The sequence below is a fragment of the Azovibrio restrictus DSM 23866 genome (assembly GCF_000429665.1).
In the GTDB taxonomy this organism is placed as follows: domain Bacteria; phylum Pseudomonadota; class Gammaproteobacteria; order Burkholderiales; family Rhodocyclaceae; genus Azovibrio; species Azovibrio restrictus.
On sequence record NZ_AUCH01000007.1, the window covers coordinates 100688 to 127513 of the forward strand.

Genomic DNA, 26826 nt, shown 5'->3' on the forward strand with positions numbered 1-26826 from the left:
GAAGGTGGCCGGTCTGGCGGCCAGCAGGATGGAAGCGGCTCATTGCTCGGACCGGGTTCGCTAGGCGGGCACTCATTATCCCACCAGCTCGGGTTTAGCCCGGCAGGCCCTCCCATCAAGCGACGGGCTGCAAAAGGATGGCGGGAAGGCAGGGCCGTGCCGGCCGGATCTATTCGTCTTCGAACACCGCCCGCACTGCGCTGATGATTTGCTCATGCCTGCCGTAGAAAGCGCCCTCCTCGGTGAAGATCTGAGGTAGGGCCTTGCGCAGGCTGTTGCTCACCTGCCAGCCGTTTTCCTTGAGCGACCGAATGATATGGTCCGCATCCGGGTCGGGCATTTCCACCAGGTTCTTGATCGACTCACGGGCATGGTCGTACCGACGCAAAGCCAAGGCTTCCTGCGCCATTTCCTGCTCGACCGTCTGACGCAACACCCCGCTCAAGTAGTGCGCCTGTTCCGTCAAATCGGGATAGCGCCAGGCATGCTCGGCATCCTCAGCGCGCAGAAACTCGAAATTGGTTTCGACCAAATCGGGGCATGTCCGCTTTGGCCCGAAGCGATAGGCGTCAGCGTAGGCCTGCATGAACGGCCGTGAAAAAACCTCCAGGGCCCGATCGTAATCGGCACGCCCTTTGGCAGACCCGGCGATCGTTGCCGATACCGGAACAATGATGTTGGGCGGCACTACGCCGTCTGCGGCGAGCAGGTGGTTGATCAAGAAACGGTGGATTCGACCATTGCCATCGGCGAGTGGGTGCAGGTAGACGAAGGCGAACGAGACAGCAGCAGCACGTGCCACAGGGGAGGCGCCCCGTGTTCGGGTTTCGAAGCCGCGCAGAGCGTCGAGCATCTCGCCCACCAGGGCTTCGGATGGTGCGATGTAATGCACGATTTCGTTGCCGAAGCTGCGCTCCCCGACAAACACGGGAGATTGCCGGAGCCCGACCCTGAGTGCGGCTTCGCCGAGGACGGTTTGCTGTAGCTTGAGAAGCTGCTCGGGCGCCATCGGGTCGTTCATGCGTCCGCTGTACGCAGCAATGGCTGCCGCGAAACGTTTTACCCGATCCTGTTTGTCGGCCTCGTGCTCAATGGCAAAACTGGCCCGTGATTCCTTGAAAGTAAGCCAGGCCGCGCTGCGCAACAGCAGTTCCGGTCCGTAGGTGTCATCCAGCGACTGCACACCTGCCGCCACATCGTAGAGCCATTGGCGTTGCTCCGGGGTACCGAGATAGAGCATCGGGCAAAATTCGCGCCGTCCGGGCAGATTGTTTCTGACACGCCAGCGCCGGTTATTTTCCGCCACTGGGGCCGCCAGGTACTGGCTTGCGTCGATTGCGTCCACATAGCCGACGTTGGGCGCCGTGTCTGGCACATCAAGTTGCCGGCCGGTGAACCATTCATAAAAGAAGGCCGTTCGCCTGGCGTACCTGCCGGTTGGCTCATCCTTTACCCATGAGGCAAGCATCTCCGGATCCATGCGAGCAAACAGGCGCGAGAAAAACTCGAAGCTGAGCCGTTCATATTTCAAGCCAAATTCGAAGTGCCCACGAAAGTTGTCGGCGGGTCGATACTGCTGGGGCCAAGTGAGTGTTTCCTGACCATCGGCGATCTCACGTTGGCGCATCGCTCCCAGTCGGCTGCGGGTATGAAGCGGCTGTACCAGCTGGATGCCATGCATCTCAAGGAGCCAGTGGAAGCCCAGCAAGGTATCGGACATAGTGTGCTATTTCGCTATAGGTTGATTTATTTTAATAAATAAACAGGCAATCACCACCAAAACAATATAATTTCCTCGCTTAAGCCGCAATCGCTGTACACGATCCAGGGCCATGCCGGTCACTTCGTGCAACGGTCGGCGCCTGCGAGCGGCAAAGCGCCATGGGTCCCGCTTTTGGCCGGATTACCCGGCTCAAAAGCGCCGTCGGCTCATGTTGCGACGTAGTCAAAAAACCCGGAAACGGACGCTGTCACATTCTCCCAACAGATAGAACATAGGCTACTCCTGAAGCGGGCTACACGTTGTCGTTCCATCAATCGGGAGAGCAGCAAGTATGTGGGCAAGTCTGGGCATAGGGAAAAAACTCGGATTCGGGTTCGGTGTGGTCGTGGTGCTGGCTGTTTTTCTGGGATTGATCAGCTGGAGCAAGATCCAGGACATCAATGCGCACTGGACAGATTTTGAATCGGTCACGCTGACCAAGCAGAATGCCGTCAGCGATGCCCAGATCGGCTTGCAGGAAGGCATACAGCACTTCAAGAACTACGTGCTGCGGGCCGGCGACTACGCCGAAAAATTTTCCGGGGACATGAACGCCATCGGCGCGGGTGTAGCGGCCTACCGGCAGGCCGGCAGCATCAGCAGCGCGGAAGAAAAGCTGCTCGGCGAGGTCGAGCGCGGCATTCAAACCTACCGCGCGGCCATGCTTCAGGCCGTCCAGTTGCACGAGGCCGGGCAAGGCAGCAGCGACATAGACCGGGCCATCAAGGGCGCCGACCAAGCCCTCAACGCCGCCTTTCGGCAATTGCGCAGCATCAACGCCGAGAATACCCGTCAAGCCTCGGCGGAGATCGACCAGCATGTGGCCTCGGCATCGGCCTGGCTCGCCTCCGTTTCCCTGTTCATCGTCGTCCTGGCCAGCCTCATTGCGCTGAAGGTGACACACGACATCGTTCATCCCCTCGACCTCGCTTTGGGCGTTGCCAAGCGGGTTGCCAGCGGCGATCTGACGGCGCGGGAAAGTGCGGACCAGGCAGGGGGCGACGAGCTGGGCAACTTGCTGCGCGCCTTGTGTTCCATGCGCGATGAACTGGCCGGGACGATCCGCGTGATCATTGACGACGCCCGCCATCTGAACGAGGTTGCCTGCCAGTTGTCCGCCACGGCGCAGCAGGTGGCCGCGGGTTCCGACAGCCAGTCGCAGTCGACCGCCACGGCGGCTGCGGCAGTGGAGCAACTGACGGTCGGCATCGACCATGTCGGCAGCAGCGCCGACGATGCCAGCCGCCGCGCCATCGACGCCGGCCAGATCGCGGCGCGGGGCGGCGGCGAGGTGCAGGCGGCGACGCAGCACATGAGCGACGTGGCCAGCAGCGTGGACAGCACGGCTCTGGACATCCAGAACCTGTCGGAGCAGGTCCAGCGCATCGGCGGCATCGCCATCGTCATCCGGGAGGTGGCCGATCAAACCAATCTGCTGGCCCTCAACGCCGCCATCGAGGCGGCCCGGGCCGGCGAGCAGGGACGGGGTTTTGCCGTGGTCGCCGACGAGGTGCGCAAGCTGGCCGAACGCACCAGCAGTTCGGTCAGGGAAATCACCGCCACCACCGACGCCATCCGCATCGGCGCCGAAGCAGCGGTGCTTGGCATGCAAAAGAGCCGCAGCATCGTCAGCGAAGTGGTGAGCACGGCGGAAACGGCCGTGGCCTCGATGCACGGCATCTGTCAGGCAACGGAGGGGGTGCGCAGCACGATCAGCGACATTTCCAGCGCCTTGCACGAACAACGCTCGGCCTCCACCGAACTGGCGCGCAGCGTCGAAAACATCGCGCAGATGTCCGAGGAAAACGCCACGGCGGTCGGCCAGGTGGCCGCGACGGCCAGCGATCTGGCCAGGGTGTCGAGCGATCTGCGCAGCAGCGTAGCGCGCTTCCGGCTATAGCCCCGGCCCGCCGCTGCATTCCTTGGTGGTGTTGCGGTGCGCAATCCTGGCAGCCTCCGTGGCCAGCCCCAGACCGCTCTGCCATGCAGACGGAAATCAGCGCCCCGCTTTTTCTGGTGGGCGCTTGCCGGGCCTGGGCTGCACAGTACGAGGCCAGGCCCGGGTGGCGCAAAGGGCGGCCAGGCCCTATGCTCCCCCTCCTTTGATGGAGGAACCCGGCATGAGCACCATCCTCGACGCCCTGTTCATCGGCGGCCTGCGCCCCCTGCCCCCGGAAGGCCAGCTCTCGGGCATTTTCAAGGAAGCCACCCGGGCCCCGGTGGCCCTGGGCCTGCAGGGCCTGGCAGGAGACCGCCAGGGAGACCCCCGCTACCACGGGGGACCGGAGAAGGCCGTGCATCACTATCCGGCCGGGCACTATGCCACCCTGGCCGAACGCTGGCCCCAGCTGGACTGGGCCGGTCCGGGCACCCTGGGGGAGAACCTCTCCAGCACCGGACTGGACGAAAGCACGGTGCATATCGGCGACATCTACCGGATCGGCACCGCCCTGCTCCAGGTCAGCCAGCCCCGCACCCCCTGCTGGAAGATCAACCACCGCCTGGACGTGGAAGGGGCCTCCCTGTTCGTGGCGGAACAGGGCATCACCGGTTGGTATTACCGGGTCCTGGAGCCCGGCCTGCTGGCGGCCGGAGACGCCATCATCCTGGAGGAGCGCCCCAATCCCGAGCTGGACCTGGCCCGCTACTGGCGCCTCACCCAGGCCCATCGGCCGGACCCGGAACAGCTGGCCCGCATCGCCGCCGCCCCGGGGCTGGCGCCGGACAAGGCGGCCCGCCACCGCCAGCGGGCCGAGTGGCTGCGCCAGCACGGCGGCATCTGAACCACCCCGCCAGGCCCCGGCTGGCGCGGGCCTGTCACCAAGCCCGGGCTTTGTAGTAGCCTTGCGCCCTTTTTCAAGTCGAGCTTCGATCACGGACATGGCGCGGCAACAGCCTGGCATCGGTTTTTCCAGCTCCGGACTGGTACGCATCCTGTCCCGCCTGGCCCTGGCCGAGGCCCCGGACAGGGCCGCCTCCCTGGCCGAACAGCTGGGCCAGTGGCTGGACCTGGCCGATGCCACCAGCCTCTATACGGTCCTGCACGCCCAGGCCGGCCCCGCCGCCGGGCAAGGCCCCCAGCGCCATCCCCTGCAGCAGGAGCTGGAACAGCTGCGCAGTAGCATGGGGGCGGCCCTGGGCAGCGAGGCCCAGGAGCCCAACCCGTGGCGAATCCGCCTGCCCCAGCCCGGCCCCCAGGAGAGCCCGGAGCAGGCTGCCGATTTCACCCCCTACCACCGCTACTACCTGGCCTGGCAGCGGGAAATGGAAAACAGCATCCCGCCCCTGCGGGCCCGGGCCCGGGCCCAGGCGGCCCGGGGCGGCCCGGTCCTGCAGCGCCTGGCGGCCCTGGATGCCAGCCTGGAACAGATCCTGGCCCCCCGGGAGCGGCAGCTGCTGGGCACCCTGCCCCTGCTGCTCGCCCGGCGTTTTGCCCAGGCCCGGGAAGCCGCCGGCACGGCCCTGGACGGGATGCAGCCGGGCGGCTGGCTGCGGCGCAGCAGCGCGGAACTGCAGGCGGTACTGCAGGCGGAACTGGAATTCCGCCTGCTGCCGGTGACCGGCCTGATCGAAGCAATAGCAGAAGAGGAAAACGACTCCCCATGAACCGGAATCTCTGTGTGGCCGCCTTCGTGCTGGGCCTGCTCCCCGTGGCCTGGATAGGGGCCGGATATCTGGGCAGCAGCCCCCTGGCCCTGCTCATGACCCTGGTGATCGGCGCCGTGTACTGCATCGGCGCCCTGGAACTGCGGCGCTATCAGCAGGCCACCACCGCCCTGGACCAGGCCCTGGCGGCGATCCCCGCCGCCCTGGAAAGCCTGGAGCCCTGGCTGGCCCGGGTCCCCCCGGCCCTGCAGAACCCGGTGCGCCAGCGCATCGAAGGGGAACGGACGGGGCTGCCCGGCCCCACCCTGACCCCCTATCTGGTGGGCCTCCTGGTGCTGCTGGGCATGCTCGGCACCTTCCTGGGCATGGTGGTCACCCTGAACGGCGCCGTCCTGGCCCTGGAAAACACCACCGACCTGCAGACCATCCGCGCCTCCCTGGCCGCCCCGGTCAAGGGCCTGGGCTTCGCCTTCGGCACCTCGGTGGCCGGTGTCGCCGCCTCGGCCATGCTCGGCCTGATGTCCACCCTCTGCCGGCGGGCCCGGCTGCAGACCGCCCAGCGTCTGGACACGGCCACGGCCACGGTGCTGCGTCCCTACTCCCTGGCCTACCAGCGGGAGGAAAGCTTCAAGGCCCTGCAGCAGCAGAGCCAGGCCCTGCCCGGAGTGGCGGCCCAGCTCCAGGCCCTGATGCAGCAGTTGCAGGCGCAGAACCAGCAGTGGAGCGAACAGCTGCTGGCGGGCCAGGCCCGCTTCCAGCAGGACACCCAGGCCCTGTACACCGACCTGGCCGGCTCGGTCCAGGCCGCCATCCGCAGCACCCTGGAAGACAGCACCCGCATCGCCGGCGCCACCCTGGAACCCCTGGTGACCCGGACCCTGGAAGGCCTGGCCCGGGAAGGCAGCCGCCTGCACGAGCGGCTGGGCCAGGCCGTGGAACAGCAGGTGGAAGGCATCTCCAGCCGCTTCGGGGAGAGCGTCCAGCGCGCCAGCGACAGCTGGGCCGCTGCCCTGGCCCTGCAGGAAAACCACGCGGCGCGCCTCAATGAGGAACTGGGCCGCACCCTGGCCGGCCACGCCGAGGGCTTTGCCCGGCAAGCGGCGACCCTGCTCACCACGGTGGCGGAAACCCACGCCGCCCTGCGGACCGAGCAGGCCGAGCAGCAGCGCCAGCTGCACGGCGCCACGAGCCAGCTGCACCAGGACCTGACGGCGGCAGTGGCCAGCCAGCTGGACGGCCTTTCCAGCCGTTTCGACGCCAGCGTCACCCAGGTGGCCCGGACCTGGACCGAAGCCCTGGCCGGCCAGGCGCACCAGCAGGCCGAACTGGCCGCGGCCCTGGCCAGCGAACGGGAACAGCTGGCCGGCAGCTTCGCCCGGGGCACGGAGGAACTGCTCCAGCGCCTGCAGGACAGCCAGGCCGGCTGGCAGGCCCGGCTGGCAGCCGGGGACGAAGCGCGCCAGAGCACCCTGAGCCAGACCCTGGAAAGCATGGCCGCCGCCCTGCAGCACACCTGGCGGGAAGCCGGGGAACAGACCCTGGCCCGCCAGGAGCAGATCTGCCGGACCCTGGAACAGACGGCCACGGCCATGCAGCAGCAAAGCCGGACCCAGGCCGAGGCCCTGATCGCCCGGGTGGAAGAACTGATGGCCACGGCGTCCGCCGCGCCCCAGGCCGCCGCCGAAGTGATCGGCGAGCTGCGCCAGGAACTGTCCGCCAGCCTGGTGCGGGACCAGCAGCTGCTGGAGGAGCGCAGCCGCATCATGGCCACCCTGGGCACCCTGCTGGACGCCATCAACCACGCCTCCCGGGAACAGCGGGGCGCCATCGACGCCCTGGTGAGCGCCGCCGCCAGCACCCTGGAACAGGCGGGCAGCCGCTTCGGGGCCCAGCTGGCGGCCGAAGCCGACAGCCTCCAGGAGGCGGCCGCCGAGCTGCGCGGCGGCGCCGTGGAAGTGGCCAGCCTGGGCGAAGCCTTCGGCCTGGCGGTGCAGCTCTTCCATGAATCCAGCCAGAAACTGCTGGGCAGCCTGGAGCAGATGCAGGCCGCCCTGGGCAAATCCGTGGCCCGCAGCGACGAACAGCTGGCCTACTACGTGGCCCAGGCCCGGGAGATCATCGACCTGAGCCTGATGTCCCAGCAGCGCATCGTGGCCGAGCTCCAGGGCCAGCCGGCCGGGAAGGACAGCTGATGAACGAGATCGACGCCGGCATCGACCACGCGGCCCCGGTCTGGGCCGTGTTCGGGGACCTGATGTCCGGCCTGCTGGGCGCCTTCGTGCTGATCCTGGTGGGCGTCCTGGGCGTGCAGCTGGAACTGGTCTCCAGCCTGGAGGCGGAAATCCACAAGCGCCAGCAGGAGGAACAGCGGCGCCAGGCCCTGGAAAAGGCCCTGGCCGGCCCTCTGGCCTCGGGGCGGGTGACCCTGGACAACGGCAAGATCGGCATCAGCGGCAGCGTGCTGTTCGCCCTCAACTCCGACCAGCTGCAACCCGAAGGCCGGCAGCTGCTGCAGACCCTGGCCGGTCCCCTGGCCGCCTACCTGGGCACCCGCAACGAGATGCTGATGGTGAGCGGCTTCACCGACGACATGCCGGTGCGGGGCAGCAACCACCAGTTCGCCGACAACTGGGAGCTCTCGGCCCAGCGCGCCCTGACGGTGACCCGGGCCCTGATCGAGACCGGCGTCCCCGCCGACGCCATCTTCGCGGCGGCCTTCGGCGCCCAGCAGCCGGTGGCTTCCAACGACGATCCCCAGGGCCGGGCCCGCAACCGGCGGGTGGAAATGGCGCCGGTGCCCCGCTCGGCCCCGGCCCAGCCCCATGACTGAGGCAGCCGCCCTGGACGAGCTCCAGGCCCGCAGCAAAGCCCGCATCGAGGCTCTGGCGGCAGCCGGGGGCCAGGGCTGGAACCCGGTGCGGCTGGCCTTCCTGAACGCCCTGGAGCGCCGCTGCGGCGCCCTCTCCGGCCCGGCCCGGCAGCGCGGCCTGGCTCGCCTGACGCAAGCCGTAGACAGCACCCAGGCCGCCTTCGCCCGGGACCGTGAAGCCGCCCGCCAGCGCCTGGCGGCCCGGCCCCAGGCGGCCCCGGCCCTGGAAGCCCTGCTCCAGGCCGGGGAGTTCCGCGCCCTGGAACAGCAGCTGGCCGCGTCGGCAGCCTCCCCCAGCCCCCTGGCAGAGCTGCTGGCCCGGCTCAACGGCCTGCCGGATACGCGGCCCCAGGCCGGCCCGGCGCTCCCGGATGCGGGCCCGGCGCCCCAGCCGGAACTCAAGTCCCTCCAGCATTTCCAGGGCAACTGGTCGGCCCTGAGCCTGGAGCAGCAGCTCACCCGGGCCATCCAGTCCCTGCCGGAAAACGCCGGCCCCTTCAACTCCCAGTACCTGCTGGTCCAGGCCCTGCGCTGGATGCGCGACCAGACCCCGGCCTACCTGCGCCACTTCATCCCCTACGCCGAAACCCTCCTCCACCTGGACCAGCTAGATGCCGGCCGCAACCCGCCGCCGCGCAAGCCCGCCGACGGCGAACGCCGGCGCCGCAGCAGCCGGCGCGGCTGATTCCGGGGCATCGGCAAAATTTGAGCCGGATCAAGGCCGGGCAAGCGCCGCCCCGCCGATACTGGGGACCGCTCATGGAAGAGGTCGAGATGGATACCCTGGACACCCTCTGGCTCGCCCGGGCCCTGCACGTGCTGGGCGTGGTGCTCTGGATCGGCGGCGTCGCCTTTGTCACCACCACCCTGCTGCCGGCCATCCGCCGGGACTTTCCCGTGGCGGCGCAGCTGGCCGAATTCGAACGTTACGAGCGCAGCTTCGGCCGCCAGGCCCGCTGGACCACCCAGCTGGTGGGCCTGAGCGGCCTCTACCTGACCTGGAAGCTGGAGCTCTGGTTCCGCTTCCAGAGCCCCGGTTACGGCTGGATGCACGCCATGCTGGCCATCTACCTGCTGTTCTCCCTGCTGCTGTTCGTGGTGGAACCCCTGTTCTTCCACAAGCTGCTGCGCCGGCTGGCCGCCCGGCACCCGGCCCTGCCCATGACCCTGCTGGCGCGCCTGCACTGGCTGCTGCTGGGGCTCAGCCTGCTCACCACCGCTGCCGCCGTGGCCGGCGCCCACGGCTGGACCCCGGGAGCCTGAACCATGCGCCGCACCGCCCTGCTGCTCGACTTTTCCCGGGAACATCACGCCAGCCTGAAGCTGGTGCGCCACCTGCGCGCCCTGGGCACGGCCGCCCCGCCGGCCAGCCTGCTGGAAGAACTGGCGGACCAGGCCCGGGAGCTGCAGCGCCACTTTGCCGCCGAAGAAGCCCTGCTCCTGCCGCGCCTCAACGCCGCCGGTCCGACGCACCAGGCGCTGGCCAGCCGGCTCCTGGCCGAACACCGGGAGCTGCGCGCCCTCCTGGCCGCACCGCCCCAGCCGGCCACCCTGGCGGCCCTGGCCGAGCGCCTGGAAGCCCACGTGCGCTTCGAGGAGCGCCAGCTGTTCCCGGCCGTGGAAGCCCTGACCCCGGACGACGGGGCGGCACAATAAACCTAAAAACCTCACCACAGAGACACAAAGACACAGAGAAGTTCAAAAAAACAATGGCTTGCATTATCTTCTGCGCTCACCTGGAAAGTGACCTGGCCTTCCAGGACAAGTCTTTGTTTTTCCTCGGCGTCTCTGTGCCTCTGTGGTTTAACTGAGGTTTTAAGGATAAATCCCCGCCGGGCCCCGAGGGGCCTTACACTGCCGGCCTCGCCACACGCCCGCCGGCCCGCCGCCGGACCGGGCCCCGACAGGATTTCCCCATGCAGAACGAACATTTCATCCCCGGCAAGGACGCCTCCCTGGAACACAGCATCGCCACCCTGCAGGCCCGGCTGGCGGCCCTGAACATCCAGGTGGAGGAATGCTCCTGGCTCAACCCGGTGCCCGGGGTCTGGTCGGTGCACCTGCGCAACCGGGACTGCCCCCTGATGTACACCAACGGCAAGGGCGCCAGCCGGCCCGCAGCCCTGGCCAGCGCCCTGGGGGAGTTCTTCGAACGCCTGTCCTGCAACTATTTCTGGAACCACTACTACCTGGGCGAGGGCATCGCCAACCAGGAATTCGCCCACTATCCCCGGGAACGCTGGCTGCCCGTGACCGGCACCGCCTGGCCCGCCGAGCTGCTCACCCCCAAGCTGCAGGCCTTCTACAACCCGGAAGGCAACATCCCGGCGGAAGCCCTGGTGGACCTCAACACCGGCCACTACGGGCGCGGCATCTGCGCCATCCCCTATGAGCGCCTGGGGGACGGGGCCCAGGTCCTGTTCCCGGTGAACATCATCAGCAACCTCTATGTCTCCAACGGCATGGCGGCGGGCAACAGCCAGAACGAAGCCCGGGCCCAGGCCCTGTCGGAAATCCTCGAACGCCACGTGAAGTTCAAGGTGATTGCCGAGGGGCTCTGCCTCCCCGACGTGCCGGAAGCGGTGCTGGCGCGTCACCCGGGCATCGCCGCCGGCATCGACAGCCTGCGCCAGGCGGGTTTCGGCATCCTGGTCAAGGACGCCTCCCTGGGAGGACGCTACCCGGTCATGTGCGTCACCCTGCTCAATCCCCGGGACCAGGGGGTGTTCGCCAGCTTCGGCGCCCATCCCCGCTTCGAGGTGGCCCTGGAACGGGCTCTCACGGAACTGCTCCAGGGCCGCGCCCTGGAGGCCCTGGACGGCTTCCCGCCCCCGGGCCTGGAGCTGGACGAGGTGGCCAGCGGCCCCAACCTGGAAATCCATTTCGTGGACTCCAGCGGCATCGTCCATTGGAACTTCTTCACCGACCGGCCCGACTTCGAATTCACCGAGTGGAATTTCAACGACCTGGAACAGGGCAGCACCGGGGAGGACTACGCCTGGCTGTGCGCCGCCATCCAGGAGGACGGCTTCGACATCTACGTGGCCGACTTCGAGCACCTGGGGGTGTACGCCTGCCGCATCCTGGTGCCGGGCATGTCCGAGATTTACCCGGTGGACGACCTGGAGTGGGAGAACAACAGCAACGGCGCCGCCCTGCGCCCGGCCATCCTGCACCTGGCGGAACTGGACGATGAACAATGCGCCCAGGTGCTCGACACCCTGAACGCCATGAACATCGCCGACGAGCGCCCGGTGGCTGCCCTGATCGGCCTGGCCCCGGACCCGGACAGCCTCTGGGCCGACCTGCGCGTCGGTGAGCTGAAGACCCTGCTGGCCCTGGCCATCGGCGACGAGGAGGCGGTGCTGGAAGGCTGCGAGTGGATACGCCAGTTCGAACAGCTGGACGAGGGCCGCCGCCGGGTGTACCGCTGCATCGCCACCCTGCTGGAGCTGGAGGACCCGGACAGCTGCGAGACGGCCCTGGTGAGCCTGTACGGGGACGAAACCCTGGACCTGGCCGCCGACCTGATCGACGGGGAACTGCGCTTCTTCGGCCTGCCCTCCCCGGGCCTGGAGCTGGCCGGCTGCGCCCTGCACCAGAGCCTGCTGGCCCAGTACGTCAAGGTCCATCCGCAGCTGGCCTGAAGCGCCGCCCCTACCGGAGCTGCCCGCTCCATCCCCGGTCCCGGTGTTCCTGGGCCGGGGCTTTGGGGCTGATGTTCCGGGCTGATGTCAAAGCCCTGGTTTGACCACTGCAGCACGGAGACACAGAGGAAAAACAAGAACTTGCCGGAGACCCCGCGGCCCTGGCTGAGGTCTGTGTTCACGGTGCTTTCCATCTCCTTGTGCCTCCGTGGCGGGTTTTCGGGATAATCCGCCCTGGTTTTGTCGTTCCCGTTCCCCGTCTCCCGTCTTTGCCGTTCCTGCCTGCCATGCCCCTGCCCTGCATCGATCCCGCCCTCTACCCGTCGCAACTGGCTGCCAAGGTGGCCCGCTTCCGGGAGGATTTCGCTCCCCTGGGGCTGCCCGAACCCCAGGTGTTCGCCTCGGCACCGCTGCATTACCGCCTGCGGGCCGAGTTCCGCATCTGGCACCAGGGGGGCAGCTGGGAATACGCCATGTTCGATCCCGACGCTCCCCGGCGGCCCATCCTGATGCGCGATTTCCCCGCCGCCAGCGCCGCCATCTGCGCCCTGATGCCGCGCCTGCGGGAGGGCATCCTGGCCAGCGAGCGACTGAACCGGAATTTCTACGCGGTGGAGTTCCTCACCACCCTGAGCGGCGACATGCTGGTCACCCTGATCTACAAGCGCAGCCTGGATGCGGCCTGGGAGGAAGCGGCCCGGACCCTGGCGGCGCAATTGGGGATCGCGGTGATCGGCCGCAGCCGGGGCCAGAAGCTGGTGCTGGAGCGGGACTGGGTGCAGGAAGCATTCGAGCTGGAAGGCCGCCAGCTGCGCTACCGGCAGTTCGAAGGTGGCTTCAGCCAACCCAACGGCGGGGTGAACCTGCAGATGCTGGGCTGGGCCAGGAGCCAGGCCCGCCCTCTGGGAGGCGACCTGCTCGAACTCTACTGCGGCAACGGCAATTTCACCCTGGCCCTGGCGCCCCTGTTCGAGCGGGTCCTGGCCACCGAGGTGAGCAAGACCTCGATCCACGCCGCCCAGTACAACCGGGAGCTGAACGGGGCCGGCAACGTGGCCCTGGTGCGCATGGCCAGCGAGGAGATCAGCGCTGCCCTGGCCGGCCGGGAAAGCTTTGAACGGCTGCGCCAGATCGACCTGGCCGCCCACCGTTTCAGCACCCTGTTCGTGGACCCGCCCCGGAGCGGCCTGGACCCGGCCACCCTGGAGCTGGCCCGGGGCTTCCCGTACATCCTCTACATCTCCTGCAATCCCCAGACCCTGCTCGACAACGCCCGGGCCCTGGCGGACAGCCACCGGATCGCCGCCGCCGCCGTGTTCGACCAGTTCCCCTACACCCATCACCTGGAAACCGGCCTGCTGCTGCAGCGCCGCAGCTGAGGCCCCACCTCAGCCCGGCTGCAGCACGAACACCCGGGGATCGTCCCGGTAGGCCCCCAGGAGCAATCCCACCCGCTCCTGCCAGAGCCGGGCAAAACGCTGGCGCTCGGCGGGGCCGGCCGCATCCGCCAGGACCGCCTGGAGCAGCTCCCCCATGGCCGGGTCCGCCGGCACCTGCTGGGGATGGGCCTCCGCCTCCACCCGGCCGCCCCCGTCGAGCCGCTCGAACCGCAGGGCCAGGGGAATGTCCGCCCCGAAGCTGAGCAGCCCCCGGCGCACGCCCAGCCCGCCCAAGCCTTTGAAGCCCTCCTCCCCCGCCGCCCCGGTCAGCAGGGAAACCACGGCCCCCATGACCCCGGTCACCCCTTCCTCCCGCCGCCCCCGGAACGAGACCCGGATGGCGCCCCGCTCGGGCAGCTGCTCCCCGTACAACAGCCCCAGGGCGCGGCAGGTGAGCCAGTAGGCCGAAGCCACCGTGGGGCAGGAATGGCCGGCCAGCCGCACCGCGTCCAGGTAACCGTATTCCAGCCGCCCGTCGCTGCTGGCGCCCAGCAGGGCCGCCAGGGGATCGAACAGCGCCAGACGCGGCACGCTGTCAAAGAAGTCAGGATGGGACATGGTCAATTCCTCGCAACAGGCCGGCCGCGCAAAAGCCCGGCAGGCAGAAACTCAGGGCATCCAGAAACTGGCTTTTTCGGCCACCGCCACCCCGGGGTCGTCCAGATCGGTGATCAGGAAGCGCATGGGCTGCCCCCCGGCCGGGGCGGCCTCGGGGGGAACCCGCACCCGTACAGTGGCCTCGGCATTGCCCGCCGCCGCCACCTGGAGTTCCAGGGGCTCGGCCAGCTGCATGCCCGGCAGCCCTTCGACCCGGACCTGGAAGCGGCGCGGCGCCTCGCTGGCATTGCTGAGCTGGAGCCGGAACACGTTTTCCACCATGCCGCCTTCCACCTCCCGGGCCAGCACCGAGCGGTCCCGCTCCACCTCCACCTTGAGGGGCACCCGGGTGGCCAGGGACCAGGCCGTGGCCAGGGTGAGGCAGAAGAACACGGCCCCATAGATCAGGGTGCGGGGCCGGAAGGCGCGGCGGATGATCTCGGCCCGGCCCAGGCGCTGCTGCAGGGCGTTTTCGGTGGAATAGCGGATCAGGCCACGGGGGTAGTGCATCTGGTCCATCACCTGATCGCAGGCGTCGATGCAGGCGGCGCAACCGATGCACTCGGCCTGGATGCCGTTCCTGATGTCGATGCCCGTGGGGCAGACCTGGACGCAGATGCCGCAGTCTATGCAGCTCCCCAAGCCCAGGCTGGCCGGTTCCGCCTTTCTGGAGCGGCTGCCCCGGGGCTCGCCCCGGGCCTCGTCATAGGTGATGATCAGGGTGTCCGCATCGAACATCACGAACTGGAAGCGGGCATAGGGGCAGATGTACTTGCACATCTGCTCGCGCAGGAAACCGGCAAAACCGTAGGTGAAACCCCCGTAGAACAGCACCCAGAAAATCTCCCAGGGGCCCAGGGTAAAGCTGGAGGTGGCCGCCAGCAGGTTGCGGATGGGGGTGAAATAGCCCACGAAGGTGAAGCCGGTCCACAGGGAAAAGGCGATCCAGATGCCGTGCTTGGCCACCTTGCGGCGCAGCTTGTCGGCGCTCCAGGGGGCCGCATCCAGCTTGATGCGCTGGGGCCGCTCCCCCTCCAGCAGCTTTTCCACCCACAGGAAGATTTCCGTATACACGGTCTGGGGGCAGGTGTAGCCGCACCACAGCCGCCCCGCCACGGCGGTGAACAGGAACAGGGCCAAGGCCGAGAGCACCAGCAGAATCGCCAGGTAGATGGTGTCCTGGGGCCAGAGCACCAGGTCGAACAGGTAGAAGCGCCGGGCCTCCAGATCGAAGAGCACCGCCTGGCGCCCGTTCCAGGGCAGCCAGCAGAGCCCGTAGAAGATGATCTGGGTGACCCAGACCATGATCCAGCGCCAGTTGTTGAAAATCCCCGTCACCGAACGGGGATGCACCTTGGGCTCACTCTTGAACAGGGCCTGGCTGGCCTCGGGCTGAATGGGGATGACTTTCGGGGGCCGCTGGGACATGGGCGCTCGCAGGTAACTGGCAGCGCCTGGGCGCCGGTTTAAAGATGCACAAAAAATGCATGTTTATTCTAGCGAGCTCCGGGGCCATAATCAATAAAACAAATACCCCTTTTACACCCATGCGCCTCAGCACCTTCTCCGACTACAGCCTGCGGGTCCTCATGTACCTGGGCCTGGAAAGCGACCGGCTCGCCACCATCGCCGAAATCGCCCGGGCCCACGCCATCTCCGAAAACCACCTGATGAAGGTGGTGCAGCAGCTGGCCCGGGCCGGCTACGTGGAAAGCCTGCGCGGCAAGGGCGGCGGCATCCGCCTGGCCCGGGAGCCCGGGGCCATCGGGCTGGGGGAAGTGATACGCCAGAGCGAAACCGACTTTGCCCTGGCCGAGTGCCTGGGCGATGGCTGCACCTGCCGCATCCAGGCCCCCTGCCGCCTGAAAGGCATCCTGCACGAAGCCCTGGCCGCCCTGTTCCTGGTCCTGGACGGCTACACCCTGGCAGACCTGCTGGACGACCCGGAAGCCCTGAACCAGGCCGTGGGCGCAGAGCTGGAGGACGATGAATCAGGCAGCAGCGCGACGGAAACCTTCAACAGAGCTTGAAGATCGGCGCATAGGCGGACCAGAGCACCAGGGCCAGGAGCACCAGTTCGAACAGCAGAAAGCGCCCGTGCTGCCGGCGATCAGCCGCGGCAAAACTCCCCTGGACCATGCGCAGGGCAAGCCAGGCCAGGGGAAGCACCAGCAGATAGCGGAACGACATGAGCAGGGCGGTATGGGCAGGCAGATCCACTCCCATGTCAGCAAAAACGGCTTGAAAATGAGGCAGCACCAGAATCCCCAGCAGGCACAAGCCGGCCGCCAGCACCACCCCGGCCAGGGCAAGAAACGACAGCCCGGCGCCCTTACCTGCCAGGAAATGCAAGCCGCCCCGAAGCAGCGCCGCAAGCACCAATACCGCCAGCAGGACAGCAATAAAAGCGGCGACGAACATGGGCATGAGAGAACGCTCGAAACCGGGCTCCCAATCGCAGGCCGACGCCGGCCCGGCAAACAGGAGCATGGCGAGCAGGTCGGCTTGCCCCATGGTCACGAAAAGCCCATGCCGGCATTTGCAGAAGAGGGCAACACCCACAGCCCGCAAAGCCTCAGCCCCTCCCATGGGCCTCTGCATCGAGCAGGGTTTCCATGGTGTGGAAGGAAACGATCTGCTGCCAGGCGCCACGTTCCCGGAAGGCGGCACCACTGTAGCCGGCCAGCAGCAGGACTCCATCGCCCACCGAAAGATGGCCCGCACAGGCGGCAACCGTGGGCGGCACATCTGCCACGCCGACCCGTTCCTCATGAATGGTCCACAGTCCGTAGTCGGAAGTGCACCACACCCGGTCCTCGTACCAGACCATGTCACGAAAGCCCAGGGAGATACCCCCGTCAAAAATCTTCTTCCAGCGATCGCCCCGGCCGACAAAGGTCACGCCTTCATAGCCCGAGATATAGACCTGGCCGTCGCCGCCGCAACACACCGACTTCAGGGGCTCCTTGGTGGGAAACGGAATCTGGCGCCAGCCCTTGCCGTCAAAGTGCCAGACATCCCCGTAACCGCCGACCGCGTAGATGTCGCTTTCGCTCCAGCCATCAAAGTCCTCGAAACCTTCCTCGGAAGACCCCACGTGCCGCTCGTCGGGAACCCGGGGAATATCCTGGCTGAAAGACTCCCAGGTGCCCTTGTCCAGGCGTTTGAACAGCGTACGCCCGCTTCCGCAGCCATAAAGCCAGCCATCCAGTTGCTTCAGGCGAGTCACCGCACCACGGGTTACCGCAATACCGGCTTTGGCCGTTTTGTCGGACATACTGGCCAAAGACTCATCCTGATAGGCAGGCCCGCTACCCGTGACATACACCCGGTGATCCATCGAAGGGAAAACAGCGGTCCGCTCAACGCTGACTGATTGATCCAGCGGTTTCAAGGCAGAACCCAGAACGATGGTTTCCCAGCCATATTGCGGACTGATAAACCACTGGTTTCCAGGCTGGAATTCCGGCACGCCCCGAATGTACGTAATAATTCCCTTTGGGCGCAGATCGGGGTTGTAGCCCCCCTCCTCCTCTTCTGCAAGCTCTGCATCTGTAAGGCTTGTTTCACGGATGAACATGAATGCATTTCTGCTTCGCACAGCACAATCGCGAAAAAATGCGCGCCTGAAAAGGCGCTTGTATTCTTCGAGTGCAATCAACATCGTTTTGGCTCCCTGGAAAGTCGGCGTAGTGGTTGGTAGCAGCATCGCGAGACGCCCCATGCCCGATCAGGACTTTGGTGCCGCCGCCTGGCGCAAGGCGCGGTACCAGCAGCCAGCGGGGGGCAGGAACAGCAAGAAGGAAAGGACGATAAAGGCGGCCGCCACGGACAGATGCGCCAACACCGGCAGCCATTGCTCCCGGGGAATCTCGCCGAGTTGGGTGCCAAGCAGCAGGCTCACCAGCAAGGGAATGGCCGGCAGCAGGAGCCGCCACAGATCAGCCAGGGCCACCAAGCCGAGCAGCAGAAGCCAGACAAGCCGGGCAAAGCGCCAGCCCCTGGCCAACCCGAGCCACCCGACCAGCAGCAAGCCGTTCAGAAACAGGGACTGGGCGATAAAACCCCGACGCACCAGGGCCATGCCCTCGGGCGTCAGGCTGGAATCCGCCCCGTGCTTCTCCATGATCCCCAGGAAGGTGTCGTCGGTCAGCATCAGGCCCAGATAGGCCAGCGTCGTCAGCAGCAGCCCTGCCAACGCCACCAGCAGCAAGCCTGGGCGAGCCACCGGGACACCGGCGTGGCGTAGCCAGTGCAGCAAACCAGGTTCATCGGCCTTCAAGTGATGGGCCCCGCATATCAAAAGTCGCCGCCATCAAACAACACTTCCCAGCGCTGACCATCGTAGGTGGACGCGCCGTGGCCGCCAGCGACAAGCACGGAAAAAATGAGCTAAAACCCATGAGCAAATCACCATGTGGCACCGTCATTCAGAAGCCTCTGCTCCAGAAGCAAGACTCACCTGATTTTCCAATTTGGCGATACTGAACAGCTGCACCCAGGAATTTCCATCATGCAGGGCAGCGCCATAATGTCCCGCCAGCAACATCACGCCATCCCCCACCGAAAGGTTTCCCGAACAAATAGTGATATCCGCCGGTTCGCTGCTGCGGCCGACGATGCCATCCTTTATTTCCCACAAGCCGTAATCATTAGTTGCGTAAATTCGATCACCAAACCACACCATATCCTTGAAGGGAAGGCTGAGATCACCTTCATAAATGTGCTCCCACCGATTGCCGCGCCCGCGGAATACATGGCCGTTTTGTGCGCCGATATAGACGTAGCCGTCCGCCCCGCAGCAAACTGACTCTATCCACATCTTCGAGGGAAACGGCAGCTGCCGCCAAGCGCTTCCGTCGTAATGCCAGACATCCCCCCGCCCTCCAGCTGCATAAATATCTGCTTCCGAGAAGCCATCAAAATCGTCAAATCCGCCCCCCCTGCGTTCGGGAGGTAATACGCCGATCTCTTCCCAGTCATTGCGCCCCAAGCGTTTGCACAGACTGCGGGCACCCCCGGAAGCGTACAACCAGCCATTGATCTGCTTCAAACTCCGGACACCTCCCCGCATGGGGCCCTTGCCACCTCCTCCAGGAATTTTATTTTCTATTTCAGTAACGCCACTTCCTTTCACATAGACCTGGCCTAGCCGGTCTATATTTATGTTTTGCCAGAGCGGCTTCTGCGACGCACCCGCCATCATTCCTGCAAAACCATACAGACCGTCACTTCCCCAGCGCCCCAATGGCCCTTCATCAGAAAAATAGGCGACATAACGGGTTTTCAGTTCCTCCTCAAAAGGACGAGGAGTATCACAATCCCAATCCTGAAGCAGAATGAAAGAGAATATATTCCGGTCACGAACTACGGCATCTCTAATTCCATACCCACGAAAATTGCGTTCATAATCTTCTAGCGAAAGACAATTATTTTTGTAAGCCATAACCAACAGTCTCCTTTTCGATCACCCAGCTTTGTTGAACAAACTGACAATACATTGACACCAACAACCAAACTATTCGCTAAAAACCCAAACCAAAAATAACCCCAATTCCACCCCGCCGAGCACATCATCATGCGGCGCATTTATTCAGAAGCTCCAGAAACAAGATTCGCCTGGTTTTCCAATTTGGCGATACTGAACAGCTGCACCCAATATTCTCCTTGCTCCGTCTGTCCAGCATTTCCCCGGTCAGGTTCGCTTCTCCCCGCGCTTCACATGAAGGGAACGATGTCGGCAAGCACATGGGCGAAGACGGCGGGGAAGAGGGCGCCGCTGCGGATGTAGTAGAGGCTGAGGACGAGGCCGAAGGCCAGGACGGATACCGCGCCCAGGGGCCCCTGATAGAGGTGGTAGAGAACCCGCACCAGGAGCGAAATGCCCAGGGCCATGGACAGGCCATGGCCGCGCAGGCCCCGGAGCAGGAAGCCGAGCAGGAAGATTTCCTCGTAGGCCCCGTTGATCAGGGCAAAGAGGACGATGGTGGGCAAGGATATGGAGGCCCGGGCCATGAGTTCGTCTATGGGTTGGGGGGAGCCGCTGACAAAGGGCATGACGGCCAGCCAGGAGGCATACAGACTGACGCCGTAGAGCCCGATGCCCAGGGCGATGCCGGCCGGGGTGGGGGCCGGGTACAGGCTGGTCACGGCATAGCCGCGCCGGTACAGGACGAGCAGGGCGATGCTGGCGCAGAGCACTTCCATGGCGAGGGTGGGCAGCATGGCGCTGTCGGAAAAATCGCCGCTCTGGAAGCCGGCGGCCACCGACTGGCTGGAGGCCAGGATGAACCAGCCAAAGCAGAGGATCACGATCCAGGCAGCTTCGGCCGGCGTGGTGGTGGTTCGGGTGTGGTTCAAGACAAACTCCCGCCCATGGGGCCCGGCCCTGCCGGGGATGAAAGAGACCGGGGACAGGCCATGCCGGGCCGCGCCGGGATGCCGGATGGCTGGCGGGGATTGTAGGCAAGCGCCCCGGCATGTCAATCAAATGGCATGGACAGCCCGGAGCAGGCCGCGATTTCCACACATAAGGAAATAACAAAAGAGCATTTCCCTCCGGGCCGCCGGGTCGGGAGAATGCCGCCATCCGCCGGATTTAATCGATAACTTGCCGGGGCGGCCCACAAATACTGGCTAAAGCGTCGCTCGCTCCACCCCCGGGAGCCGGCCACGCCGGATTCCACCCCGGGGAACAAGGAGCCTCACCATGGTCATCACCCTCGAACTACCCTTCGTCCAACCCGACCCCCTGCAGGGTTACGTGCGCCGCTTCGGCGACCTGCCCGCCTGGTTCGACGAACTCTCCCCCGGCACCGCCCGCCAACTGGCCCGCCAGGCCCTGCGCCGGGGCACGCCCCTGGCCCAGGCGGATCACCTGCCGGGCTAGCGCGCCAGGAGCTGCCCTGCCGCCCCTGGCTCGCCCGCCGGGCGGCGGCGGGCTACACTGCCGAACAATTCGACTTCCCGGGAGCTGCCATGCGCCCCCAGCTTTTCCTCCGACGTTTCCTCCATTGCCCGCCTCTGCTGCTCGCCCCTGGCTGTCCCCGCTGCGGAGCGGGCCACTGAGATGAGCCCCATGGGGGCGCTGGGCTGGCTCACCTGGGGCTGCCTCCTGCCTTTTCCGCTCATCGTGATCCGCTTGCAGGAAGTTCAAGCCGGCTACCAGCCCAGCCAGCAGTACATGAGCGAACAGGCCCTGGGCCCTGGAGGCCAATGGATGCTGCCGGCCTTCGTCAGCCTGGGCCTCGCCTGCATCGGCAATGCCCTGCATCTGTACCGGCGGCGCATTCCCTGGTTCCTGGCGGCCTTGCCAGGTCTGGCGGGCATCTGCTTCTGCGGCGCGGGCTGGCACACGCTCGCCACCGCTGCCGACTGGCACATCGCCTGGATCGCTGCCGCCTTCGTGCTTGCCGCTCTGGGCATGTACCTGCTGCCCCGGCTTTGCCCGACCCTGGGGGATACCCTCTCCCGCCTGTGCTGCTGGGGCCCGGCCCTGCTCATGCTGGGCAGCACCGCCCTGAGCGACATCCTGCTCCCGGCCGGCACGGCCCAGCGCCTGGCCGCCCTGGCGCTCCTCAGCTGGCTGGCGCTGCTAGCCTGGCGTCTCGACCGCCCAGGCGCGCCCTCCCCACCAGCCGCTAGCCCTGTCGGGTAAACCTTCACTCCGGTGCTCTGGTATGGTTGCACACCGCGTCAGGCCCCCGCCTCCTGCAAACCCCAACGAGCCCGTCCAGGCCCGGAAAACCTGCCCCGGAGCATCCCGCCATGTCTCAAGCTGCCTATGTGGTCGGCCACATCACCATCCTCGACCCGCTGTTATGGGCCGAATACAAAGCCCGGGTGCCGGACACCCTGGCCCCCTTCGCAGCCGAGCTGATGCTGCGCGGCCAGCTCGGTCAGGCCCTGGCCGGCAGCCATCCCCACACGGACATCGTCTGCATCCGTTTTGCCGATCCGGAACAGGCCCGGGCCTGGCACGACTCGCCCGCCTACCAGGCCCTGGTGCCCCTGCGCCAGCGGGCGGCCCGGGTGGATCTGATGCTGCACGAGAGTTGAGCCTGATATCCCCATGAGATACCTGCCCGTCGCTTTCGCCTACCTGTTCGCCCTGGCCGTCACCGGTCCCCTGGCCTTCTTCGCCGTGCAGATTCTGGCCGGCCCCCACGGGGGGCTGCTGCCCCGCAGCCTGGAAGGGCCTGTCCTGGCCCTGGGCTGGCTGGCGGTGCTGCTGCTGCCGGCCTGGGTCGCCTACCGGGTCTGGCGCCGGGTGCCGCGCCGCCCCCCTCGTCCATGAAGGAGTTTCCATGCCCTACGTCAACATCCAGATCACCAAAGGCGCCACCCGGGCCCAGAAAGCCGAACTGGTGCGGGAGGTCACCGCATCCCTGGTCCGGGTGCTGGGCAAGCGGCCCGAACACACCCACGTGGTGATCCAGGAAATCGAGGAGGAGGACTGGGGTTACGCCGGCCTGCTCACGGATGACTGGAGACGCCAGCAGGGCTAACCGCAGTACCCGGCCGGGCCGGGGCTGGTAAACTCGCCCCCCGGCCCGCTCCAGCTCCCCTGCCATGTCCGCTTCCATGCACAGCTCTCCCCGCGTCCTGGCGCTGATCCCGCCCATGACGCAGTTGAACACCCCCTACCCGTCCACGGCCTACCTGACGGGCTTCCTGCGTTCCCGGGGGGTGGCGGCGATGCAGGCGGACATCGCCCTGGAACTGGTGCTGGCACTCTTCTCCCCCGCCGGGCTGGACGCCCTCAAAGCCCGCATCGAAACCCTGCCGAGGAAGGAACGCTCGCCCCTGGCGGCGGGCTTTCTCCAGCATTTCCCCCTGTACCGCAGCCGCATCGATCCGGCGGTAGCCTTCCTCCAGGGGCGCGACCCCTCCATGGCGCTACGCATCGCCAGCCGCAGCTTCCTGCCCGAGGGACCTCGCTTCGACAGCCTGGACGCCTACCTGGCCGAGGAGGGCGAGGACCCCCTGGCCTGGGCCTTCGGCGCCCTGGGCACCCAGGACCGGGCCCGGCACCTGGCCACCCTGTTCTTGAACGACCTGGCCGACCTGCTGCGGGAGGTGGCCGACCCCCGCTTCGAATTCGTCCGCTATGCCGAGTCCCTGGCCCTGAGCCAGGCCAGCTTCGACCCCCTGGCCCGGGCCCTGGCGGCGCCGCCCACCCTGGTGGACGAGACCCTGGAACGCCTGACCCTGGCCGCCATCGAGCGTCACCAGCCCAGCCTGGTGCTGCTTTCCACCCCCTTTCCCGGCTCGGTCTATGGGGCCTTCCGCATGGCCCAGGCGATCCGGGCCCGCTACCCGGACCTGACCCTGGTGCTGGGGGGCGGCTACGTCAATACCGAATTGCGGGAGCTGGCGGAACCCCGGGTCTTCGACTACTTCGACTACGTCTGCCTGGACGACGGGGAGCGGCCCCTGCTGGCCCTGCTGGAACACCTGCAGGGTAAGCGGCCCCGGCTCAATCTGGTGCGCACCTTCACCCGGGTCGAGGGCCAGGTGCGCTACTTCAACAGTGGCGAGCCGGACATCCCTTTCGCCGAGGTGGGCACCCCCACCTGGGACGGCCTGCCCCTGGACCGCTACCTCTCGGTGCTGGACATGCTCAACCCCATGCACCGGCTCTGGTCCGACGGGCGCTGGAACAAGCTCACCGTGGCCCACGGCTGCTACTGGAAGAAGTGCAGCTTCTGCGACGTGAGCCTCGACTACATCGGCCGCTACGACACGGCCGGCGCCGCCCTCCTGGCGGACCGCATGGAGGCCATCATCGCCGAGACCGGCCAGACCGGCTTCCACTTCGTGGACGAGGCGGCGCCCCCCAAGGCCCTCCGGGCCCTGGCCGAGGAAATCCTGCGACGCAACCTGGCCGTCTCCTGGTGGGGCAACATCCGCTTCGAGAAATCCTTCAGTCCGGAACTCTGCGAACTCCTGGCGGAAAGCGGCTGCATCGCCATCTCCGGCGGCCTGGAAGTGGCCTCGGATCGGCTCCTGCAACTGATGAAGAAGGGCGTGTCGGTGGAACAGGTGGCCCGGGTCACCCGGGCCTTCTCCGACCAGGGCATCCTGGTGCATGCCTACCTGATGTACGGCTTCCCCACCCAGACCGTGCAGGACACCGTGGATGCCCTGGAATACGTGCGCCAACTGTTCCAGGAAGGCTGCATCCAGTCCGGCTTCTTTCACCGCTTCGCCTGCACCGTGCATTCCCCGGTGGGCATGAATCCCGCCGAATACGGCATCACCCTGCGCCCCCTGCCGCCGGGGAAATTTGCCAAGAACGACGTGCAGTTCAACGACCCCACCGGGGTGGATCACGACCTCCTGGGCCAGGGCCTCAACAAGGCCCTCTACAACTACATGCACGGCATCGGCCTGGACGAGGACGTGCGCGCCTGGTTCGATACCCGGGTGCCCAAACCCACGGTGGGCAGGAACCGCATCGCCCGGGCCCTGGCCGGCAGCTGAACCGGGCTCAGACGCTGACGCTGATGTTGGCGCCCACCTCGGCGCCCCCGGCTCCGGCCACGGCTTCGCCGCCCCCCAGGTCCCCCTGGGCCGTGTAGAAGCCGCTGTCGCCCCCTTGGGCCAGGGCATCGTCCAGATCCCCCAGGCTTTTTTCCGCCGCCTGGGCATCCCGGCGGGCTTCCTCGTCCCCCTGCCTGAGCTTGGCCTTGAGCAGGTCCAGGGCCTCCTTGAGCAGCTTGCGCGCCTCGGCCAGCAGCTGCCGCAGGCTCTTGTCGGCGGCCGCCTCCATGGCGCCATCGTCCCGCTGGCTTTCTCCGGGTTCCTGGCTGGCCTCGCTGGCCTCCTGCCCGGCCTCGGCCGCCGCGGCTTCACTGCCGGCCCCGGCCGTCCCGGCAGCTGCGCCGGCGGATTCCCCTGCCGCCGCCTGGGCCGCCTCCGCCTCGGCCTGGCGCACGGCCGCTTCCGCCGCCCCGCCTTCCGCCTGCTGCCCGGCTTCATCGGTGCCGGCGGCTGCACCGGCCTCAGCGCCGGCGCTGCCCTGCACGGTGGGCTGGGTGGTGCCGGAGCCGGAGCCCGAGGACAGGCTCTTGGCCGCCGAGGCCAGCTCCTTGGCGATGCTCTTCAGCTCCCGGGCCAGGGCCTTGGCCTGCTCCGGGGTGGCGTGCAGCAACATCATCTTGAGGGCTTCCAGACGCTGCTTGAGCCAGCCCACCCGCTCGGCGGCGGCCTGCTTCTGGCTGGTTTTCGGGCTGGGCATTTCCTGCAGGCGCTGCAGGCTTTCCTGGATTTCCTTGAGCCGCTTCTGCTGGGGGGTTTCTTCCTGGCGCGCCCCTTCGTACAAGGCGTTACGCAGGTTGACGCGCCACTGCATGTTGTCGATCTTCACGCTTCTCTCCTGATGCCGGGGCCCCACGCAAGGCCCCCTGGACCCTCTTCATGACGGCCGACTGGGGCAAAACTTGACCCCCAAGGTCCCCCGGGCTTGCCTGATGGGCCCCGGACGGCCAGACTGGAAGCCTGTTTTGAACCGGGAGTGCCCCATGACCGACCAGCAAATCAAGGAAGCCATCCGTTCCAGCTGGCCTTTCTTCGCCGTCACCCGCCGCGGCGATGTCCTGGCCCGCTACGTGTTCATGGGCCCGGTGCTGCGCTGGAGCTGGAACCAGATGATCCCGACCCCGCTCCAGGACGAGGACCTGGTATGGCTGCTCCAGGCCGCCGACGAGGATGGCCGGGCCATCACGCCCCCTGCCGACAGCGGCAAGAAAACCTGAGCCCCGGCGCCGCTGCCGGCAAAGGGAAATCCCCGGCAGCGCGTTCACCTGCGGTTAAGCGCCGCCCCCCTAGAATTGCCCCTGTTCGCTGCGCCGGGGAAGACCCGGCAGCGGCCCCAGTGATCCTCACCCCCGGAGCCCAGTCATGCGCCACCTTGTTCGCCTCAGTCTCTCCCTGCTGCTTGCCGTGGCAGCCCTCCATCAGGCCCACGCCAGCCCGCCCGGGGAAAAGGTGGTGTGCAGCGACCCGGGCGAGCGCGCCAGCTGGATGAGCGAAGCCAAGATCCGGGCGGTGTTCGGAGAGCAGGATTTCACCCAGGTGAAGCTCAAGGTTTCCCGGGGCAACTGCTACGAGTTCTACGCCATCCACAAGGACGGCAGCATCGTCGAAGCCTATTACCACCCGATCACCGGCCAGGTGGTGCGCTACAACCGGGTTGAAGCCAAGCCCGGCTCCGTGACCTACCAGAGTTCAGACCAATGAACCTAAAAACCTCACCACAGAGACACAAAGACACAGAGAAGTTCAAAAAAACAATGGCTTGCACTATCTTCCACGCTCACCTAGAAAGTGACCTGGCCTTCCAGGACAAGTCTTTGTTTTTCCTCGGCGTCTCTGTGCCTCTGTGGTTTAACTGAGGTTTTAAGGTTGAACGCCCGCTGAGCGCCCGGGGCCGCCTCTGGGGCCGCCGGCGCCAGAAAGGAAAACGGGGCCTGAGCCCCGTTCCCCGTCCTGCCGGATGAAGCCGCCCTCAGGCTGCCGCTTCTTCGTCCAGCCAGGCCTGGGCGGCCTCGGGGGCGTCGAACACCTCCACGTCGGCTTCCACGAAGGCCTGGGACAGCCAGGCGCTCCAGGTCACCCACTGGCTGTCGGTGACCACGGCGACGCGGCGGAAATCCTTGGGGTGCTGGCGGGAAAAACGCAGTTCCTCCCAGGCCACGTCCAGGGTCACGTCGCCCATTTCACGCAGGTCGAAATAAAGATCCACCGGGCCTTCGAACTGGATCTTGTAGTTCACCAGTTCCTCGAATTCCTTGTAGTCCGCCAGGGTGAACTCCCCGTAGACACTCACATTGACGCGGCGGGGCTGGTGGTCGGTGACGATCATGATGGGCTCCTGTACTCGTGTGTCGTTATCGTTGTGGA

29 protein-coding genes are annotated in these 26826 nt (G+C 66.5%); 19 read left to right on the plus strand and 10 right to left on the minus strand.

What is annotated here, in order from left to right; genetic code table 11:
• Positions 1-169 precede the first annotated feature (169 nt).
• Positions 170-1720 (minus strand): Fic family protein, encoded by a 1551-nt coding sequence (locus G474_RS0108820; protein ID WP_026686648.1) that lies wholly within the window; start codon positions 1718-1720, stop codon positions 170-172.
• Between the two features lie 334 nt (positions 1721-2054).
• Here G474_RS0108820 and G474_RS20230 point away from each other — a divergent pair, with 334 nt between their 5' ends.
• From G474_RS20230 to trmA, 10 genes are all read left to right on the plus strand, one after another.
• The gene (locus G474_RS20230) at positions 2055-3662 is read left to right on the plus strand and encodes a methyl-accepting chemotaxis protein (protein WP_084513680.1); all 1608 of its coding nucleotides are present in this window, start codon (positions 2055-2057) and stop codon (positions 3660-3662) included.
• A gap of 220 nt (positions 3663-3882) precedes the next feature.
• On the plus strand, positions 3883-4545 hold the full coding sequence (locus G474_RS0108830) for an MOSC domain-containing protein (RefSeq protein ID WP_026686649.1): 663 nt from the start codon (positions 3883-3885) through the stop codon (positions 4543-4545).
• Positions 4546-4642: 97 nt separating this feature from the next.
• On the plus strand, positions 4643-5368 hold the full coding sequence (locus G474_RS0108835) for a DUF3348 family protein (protein WP_026686650.1): 726 nt from the start codon (positions 4643-4645) through the stop codon (positions 5366-5368).
• Positions 5365-7560 carry a DUF802 domain-containing protein gene (locus G474_RS0108840; RefSeq protein WP_026686651.1) on the plus strand — a complete coding sequence of 732 codons (2196 nt, stop codon included), beginning with the start codon at positions 5365-5367 and terminating at the stop codon, positions 7558-7560. The genes G474_RS0108835 and G474_RS0108840 overlap by 4 nt, the downstream gene beginning before the upstream one ends.
• Positions 7560-8198 carry an OmpA family protein gene (locus tag G474_RS0108845; protein WP_026686652.1) on the plus strand — a complete coding sequence of 213 codons (639 nt, stop codon included), beginning with the start codon at positions 7560-7562 and terminating at the stop codon, positions 8196-8198. Before G474_RS0108840 ends, G474_RS0108845 begins: the two co-directional genes overlap by 1 nt.
• Positions 8191-8922 carry a DUF2894 domain-containing protein gene (locus tag G474_RS20235; protein ID WP_051282176.1) on the plus strand — a complete coding sequence of 244 codons (732 nt, stop codon included), beginning with the start codon at positions 8191-8193 and terminating at the stop codon, positions 8920-8922. Before G474_RS0108845 ends, G474_RS20235 begins: the two co-directional genes overlap by 8 nt.
• A 74-nt stretch (positions 8923-8996) precedes the next feature.
• On the plus strand, positions 8997-9500 hold the full coding sequence (locus G474_RS0108855) for a hypothetical protein (protein ID WP_211228086.1): 504 nt from the start codon (positions 8997-8999) through the stop codon (positions 9498-9500).
• A 3-nt stretch (positions 9501-9503) separates the two neighbouring features.
• Positions 9504-9893 (plus strand): hemerythrin domain-containing protein, encoded by a 390-nt coding sequence (locus G474_RS0108860; RefSeq protein WP_026686654.1) that lies wholly within the window; start codon positions 9504-9506, stop codon positions 9891-9893.
• A gap of 260 nt (positions 9894-10153) precedes the next feature.
• Positions 10154-11884 (plus strand): 30S ribosomal protein S12 methylthiotransferase accessory factor YcaO, encoded by a 1731-nt coding sequence (gene ycaO, locus G474_RS0108870; RefSeq protein ID WP_026686655.1) that lies wholly within the window; start codon positions 10154-10156, stop codon positions 11882-11884.
• A gap of 287 nt (positions 11885-12171) precedes the next feature.
• Positions 12172-13263, plus strand: coding sequence for a tRNA (uridine(54)-C5)-methyltransferase TrmA (gene trmA / locus G474_RS0108875; RefSeq protein ID WP_026686656.1), 1092 nt, complete (start codon positions 12172-12174; stop codon positions 13261-13263).
• Positions 13264-13272: 9 nt separating this feature from the next.
• Here trmA and G474_RS0108880 read toward each other — a convergent pair whose 3' ends face one another.
• Positions 13273-13881, minus strand: coding sequence for a hypothetical protein (locus G474_RS0108880; protein WP_026686657.1), 609 nt, complete (start codon positions 13879-13881; stop codon positions 13273-13275).
• 51 nt (positions 13882-13932) lie between these two features.
• Positions 13933-15348, minus strand: coding sequence for a cytochrome c oxidase accessory protein CcoG (gene ccoG / locus G474_RS0108885; protein ID WP_026686658.1), 1416 nt, complete (start codon positions 15346-15348; stop codon positions 13933-13935).
• 119 nt (positions 15349-15467) lie between these two features.
• Here ccoG and G474_RS20240 point away from each other — a divergent pair, with 119 nt between their 5' ends.
• The gene (locus G474_RS20240; RefSeq protein WP_051282177.1) at positions 15468-15950 is read left to right on the plus strand and encodes an RrF2 family transcriptional regulator; all 483 of its coding nucleotides are present in this window, start codon (positions 15468-15470) and stop codon (positions 15948-15950) included.
• On the opposite strand, the gene G474_RS0108895 is transcribed toward G474_RS20240, so the two are convergent.
• From G474_RS0108895 to G474_RS0108915, 5 genes are all read right to left on the minus strand, one after another.
• A complete protein-coding gene (locus G474_RS0108895) occupies positions 15937-16440 on the minus strand; it encodes a hypothetical protein (protein ID WP_156919210.1) in 504 nt (167 codons plus the stop codon). The genes G474_RS20240 and G474_RS0108895 overlap by 14 nt on opposite strands.
• A 55-nt stretch (positions 16441-16495) precedes the next feature.
• On the minus strand, positions 16496-17584 hold the full coding sequence (locus G474_RS23335; protein WP_156919211.1) for a hypothetical protein: 1089 nt from the start codon (positions 17582-17584) through the stop codon (positions 16496-16498).
• 66 nt (positions 17585-17650) lie between these two features.
• Positions 17651-18202, minus strand: a complete 552-nt coding sequence (locus G474_RS0108905; RefSeq protein ID WP_156919212.1) for a hypothetical protein — start codon at positions 18200-18202, stop codon at positions 17651-17653.
• Between the two features lie 144 nt (positions 18203-18346).
• Positions 18347-19366, minus strand: coding sequence for a WD40/YVTN/BNR-like repeat-containing protein (locus G474_RS23910; RefSeq protein ID WP_211228087.1), 1020 nt, complete (start codon positions 19364-19366; stop codon positions 18347-18349).
• Positions 19367-19638: 272 nt separating this feature from the next.
• Entirely contained in the window at positions 19639-20280 is a 642-nt protein-coding gene (locus tag G474_RS0108915) for a CPBP family intramembrane glutamic endopeptidase (protein ID WP_026686662.1), read from the minus strand.
• Between the two features lie 349 nt (positions 20281-20629).
• On the opposite strand from G474_RS0108915, the gene G474_RS0108920 reads away from it, so the two are divergent.
• From G474_RS0108920 to G474_RS0108950, 6 genes are all read left to right on the plus strand, one after another.
• On the plus strand, positions 20630-20809 hold the full coding sequence (locus G474_RS0108920; protein WP_026686663.1) for a hypothetical protein: 180 nt from the start codon (positions 20630-20632) through the stop codon (positions 20807-20809).
• A 180-nt stretch (positions 20810-20989) separates the two neighbouring features.
• Positions 20990-21577 (plus strand): DUF998 domain-containing protein, encoded by a 588-nt coding sequence (locus tag G474_RS0108930; RefSeq protein ID WP_084513681.1) that lies wholly within the window; start codon positions 20990-20992, stop codon positions 21575-21577.
• Between the two features lie 110 nt (positions 21578-21687).
• A complete protein-coding gene (locus tag G474_RS0108935; RefSeq protein WP_026686666.1) occupies positions 21688-21978 on the plus strand; it encodes a DUF1330 domain-containing protein in 291 nt (96 codons plus the stop codon).
• Positions 21979-21991: 13 nt separating this feature from the next.
• On the plus strand, positions 21992-22216 hold the full coding sequence (locus G474_RS0108940) for a hypothetical protein (RefSeq protein ID WP_026686667.1): 225 nt from the start codon (positions 21992-21994) through the stop codon (positions 22214-22216).
• A gap of 10 nt (positions 22217-22226) precedes the next feature.
• Positions 22227-22427, plus strand: a complete 201-nt coding sequence (locus tag G474_RS0108945) for a tautomerase family protein (protein ID WP_026686668.1) — start codon at positions 22227-22229, stop codon at positions 22425-22427.
• A gap of 76 nt (positions 22428-22503) precedes the next feature.
• Positions 22504-24405, plus strand: coding sequence for a B12-binding domain-containing radical SAM protein (locus G474_RS0108950; RefSeq protein WP_425386876.1), 1902 nt, complete (start codon positions 22504-22506; stop codon positions 24403-24405).
• A gap of 7 nt (positions 24406-24412) precedes the next feature.
• Here G474_RS0108950 and G474_RS20250 read toward each other — a convergent pair whose 3' ends face one another.
• On the minus strand, positions 24413-25291 hold the full coding sequence (locus G474_RS20250; protein ID WP_051282179.1) for a hypothetical protein: 879 nt from the start codon (positions 25289-25291) through the stop codon (positions 24413-24415).
• A gap of 154 nt (positions 25292-25445) precedes the next feature.
• Between G474_RS20250 and G474_RS0108960 the strand changes: the two genes are divergently transcribed.
• Together G474_RS0108960 and G474_RS22045 are read left to right on the plus strand one after the other, a co-directional pair.
• Positions 25446-25679: a hypothetical protein gene (locus G474_RS0108960; protein ID WP_026686670.1), complete on the plus strand. Its 234-nt coding sequence runs from the start codon at positions 25446-25448 to the stop codon at positions 25677-25679.
• Positions 25680-25824: 145 nt separating this feature from the next.
• Positions 25825-26163, plus strand: a complete 339-nt coding sequence (locus G474_RS22045; RefSeq protein WP_051282180.1) for a PepSY domain-containing protein — start codon at positions 25825-25827, stop codon at positions 26161-26163.
• 268 nt (positions 26164-26431) lie between these two features.
• On the opposite strand, the gene G474_RS0108970 is transcribed toward G474_RS22045, so the two are convergent.
• Complete coding sequence (locus G474_RS0108970) at positions 26432-26788, minus strand: SpoIIAA family protein (RefSeq protein ID WP_026686671.1); 357 nt, start codon at positions 26786-26788, stop codon at positions 26432-26434.
• Positions 26789-26826: the final 38 nt, after the last annotated feature.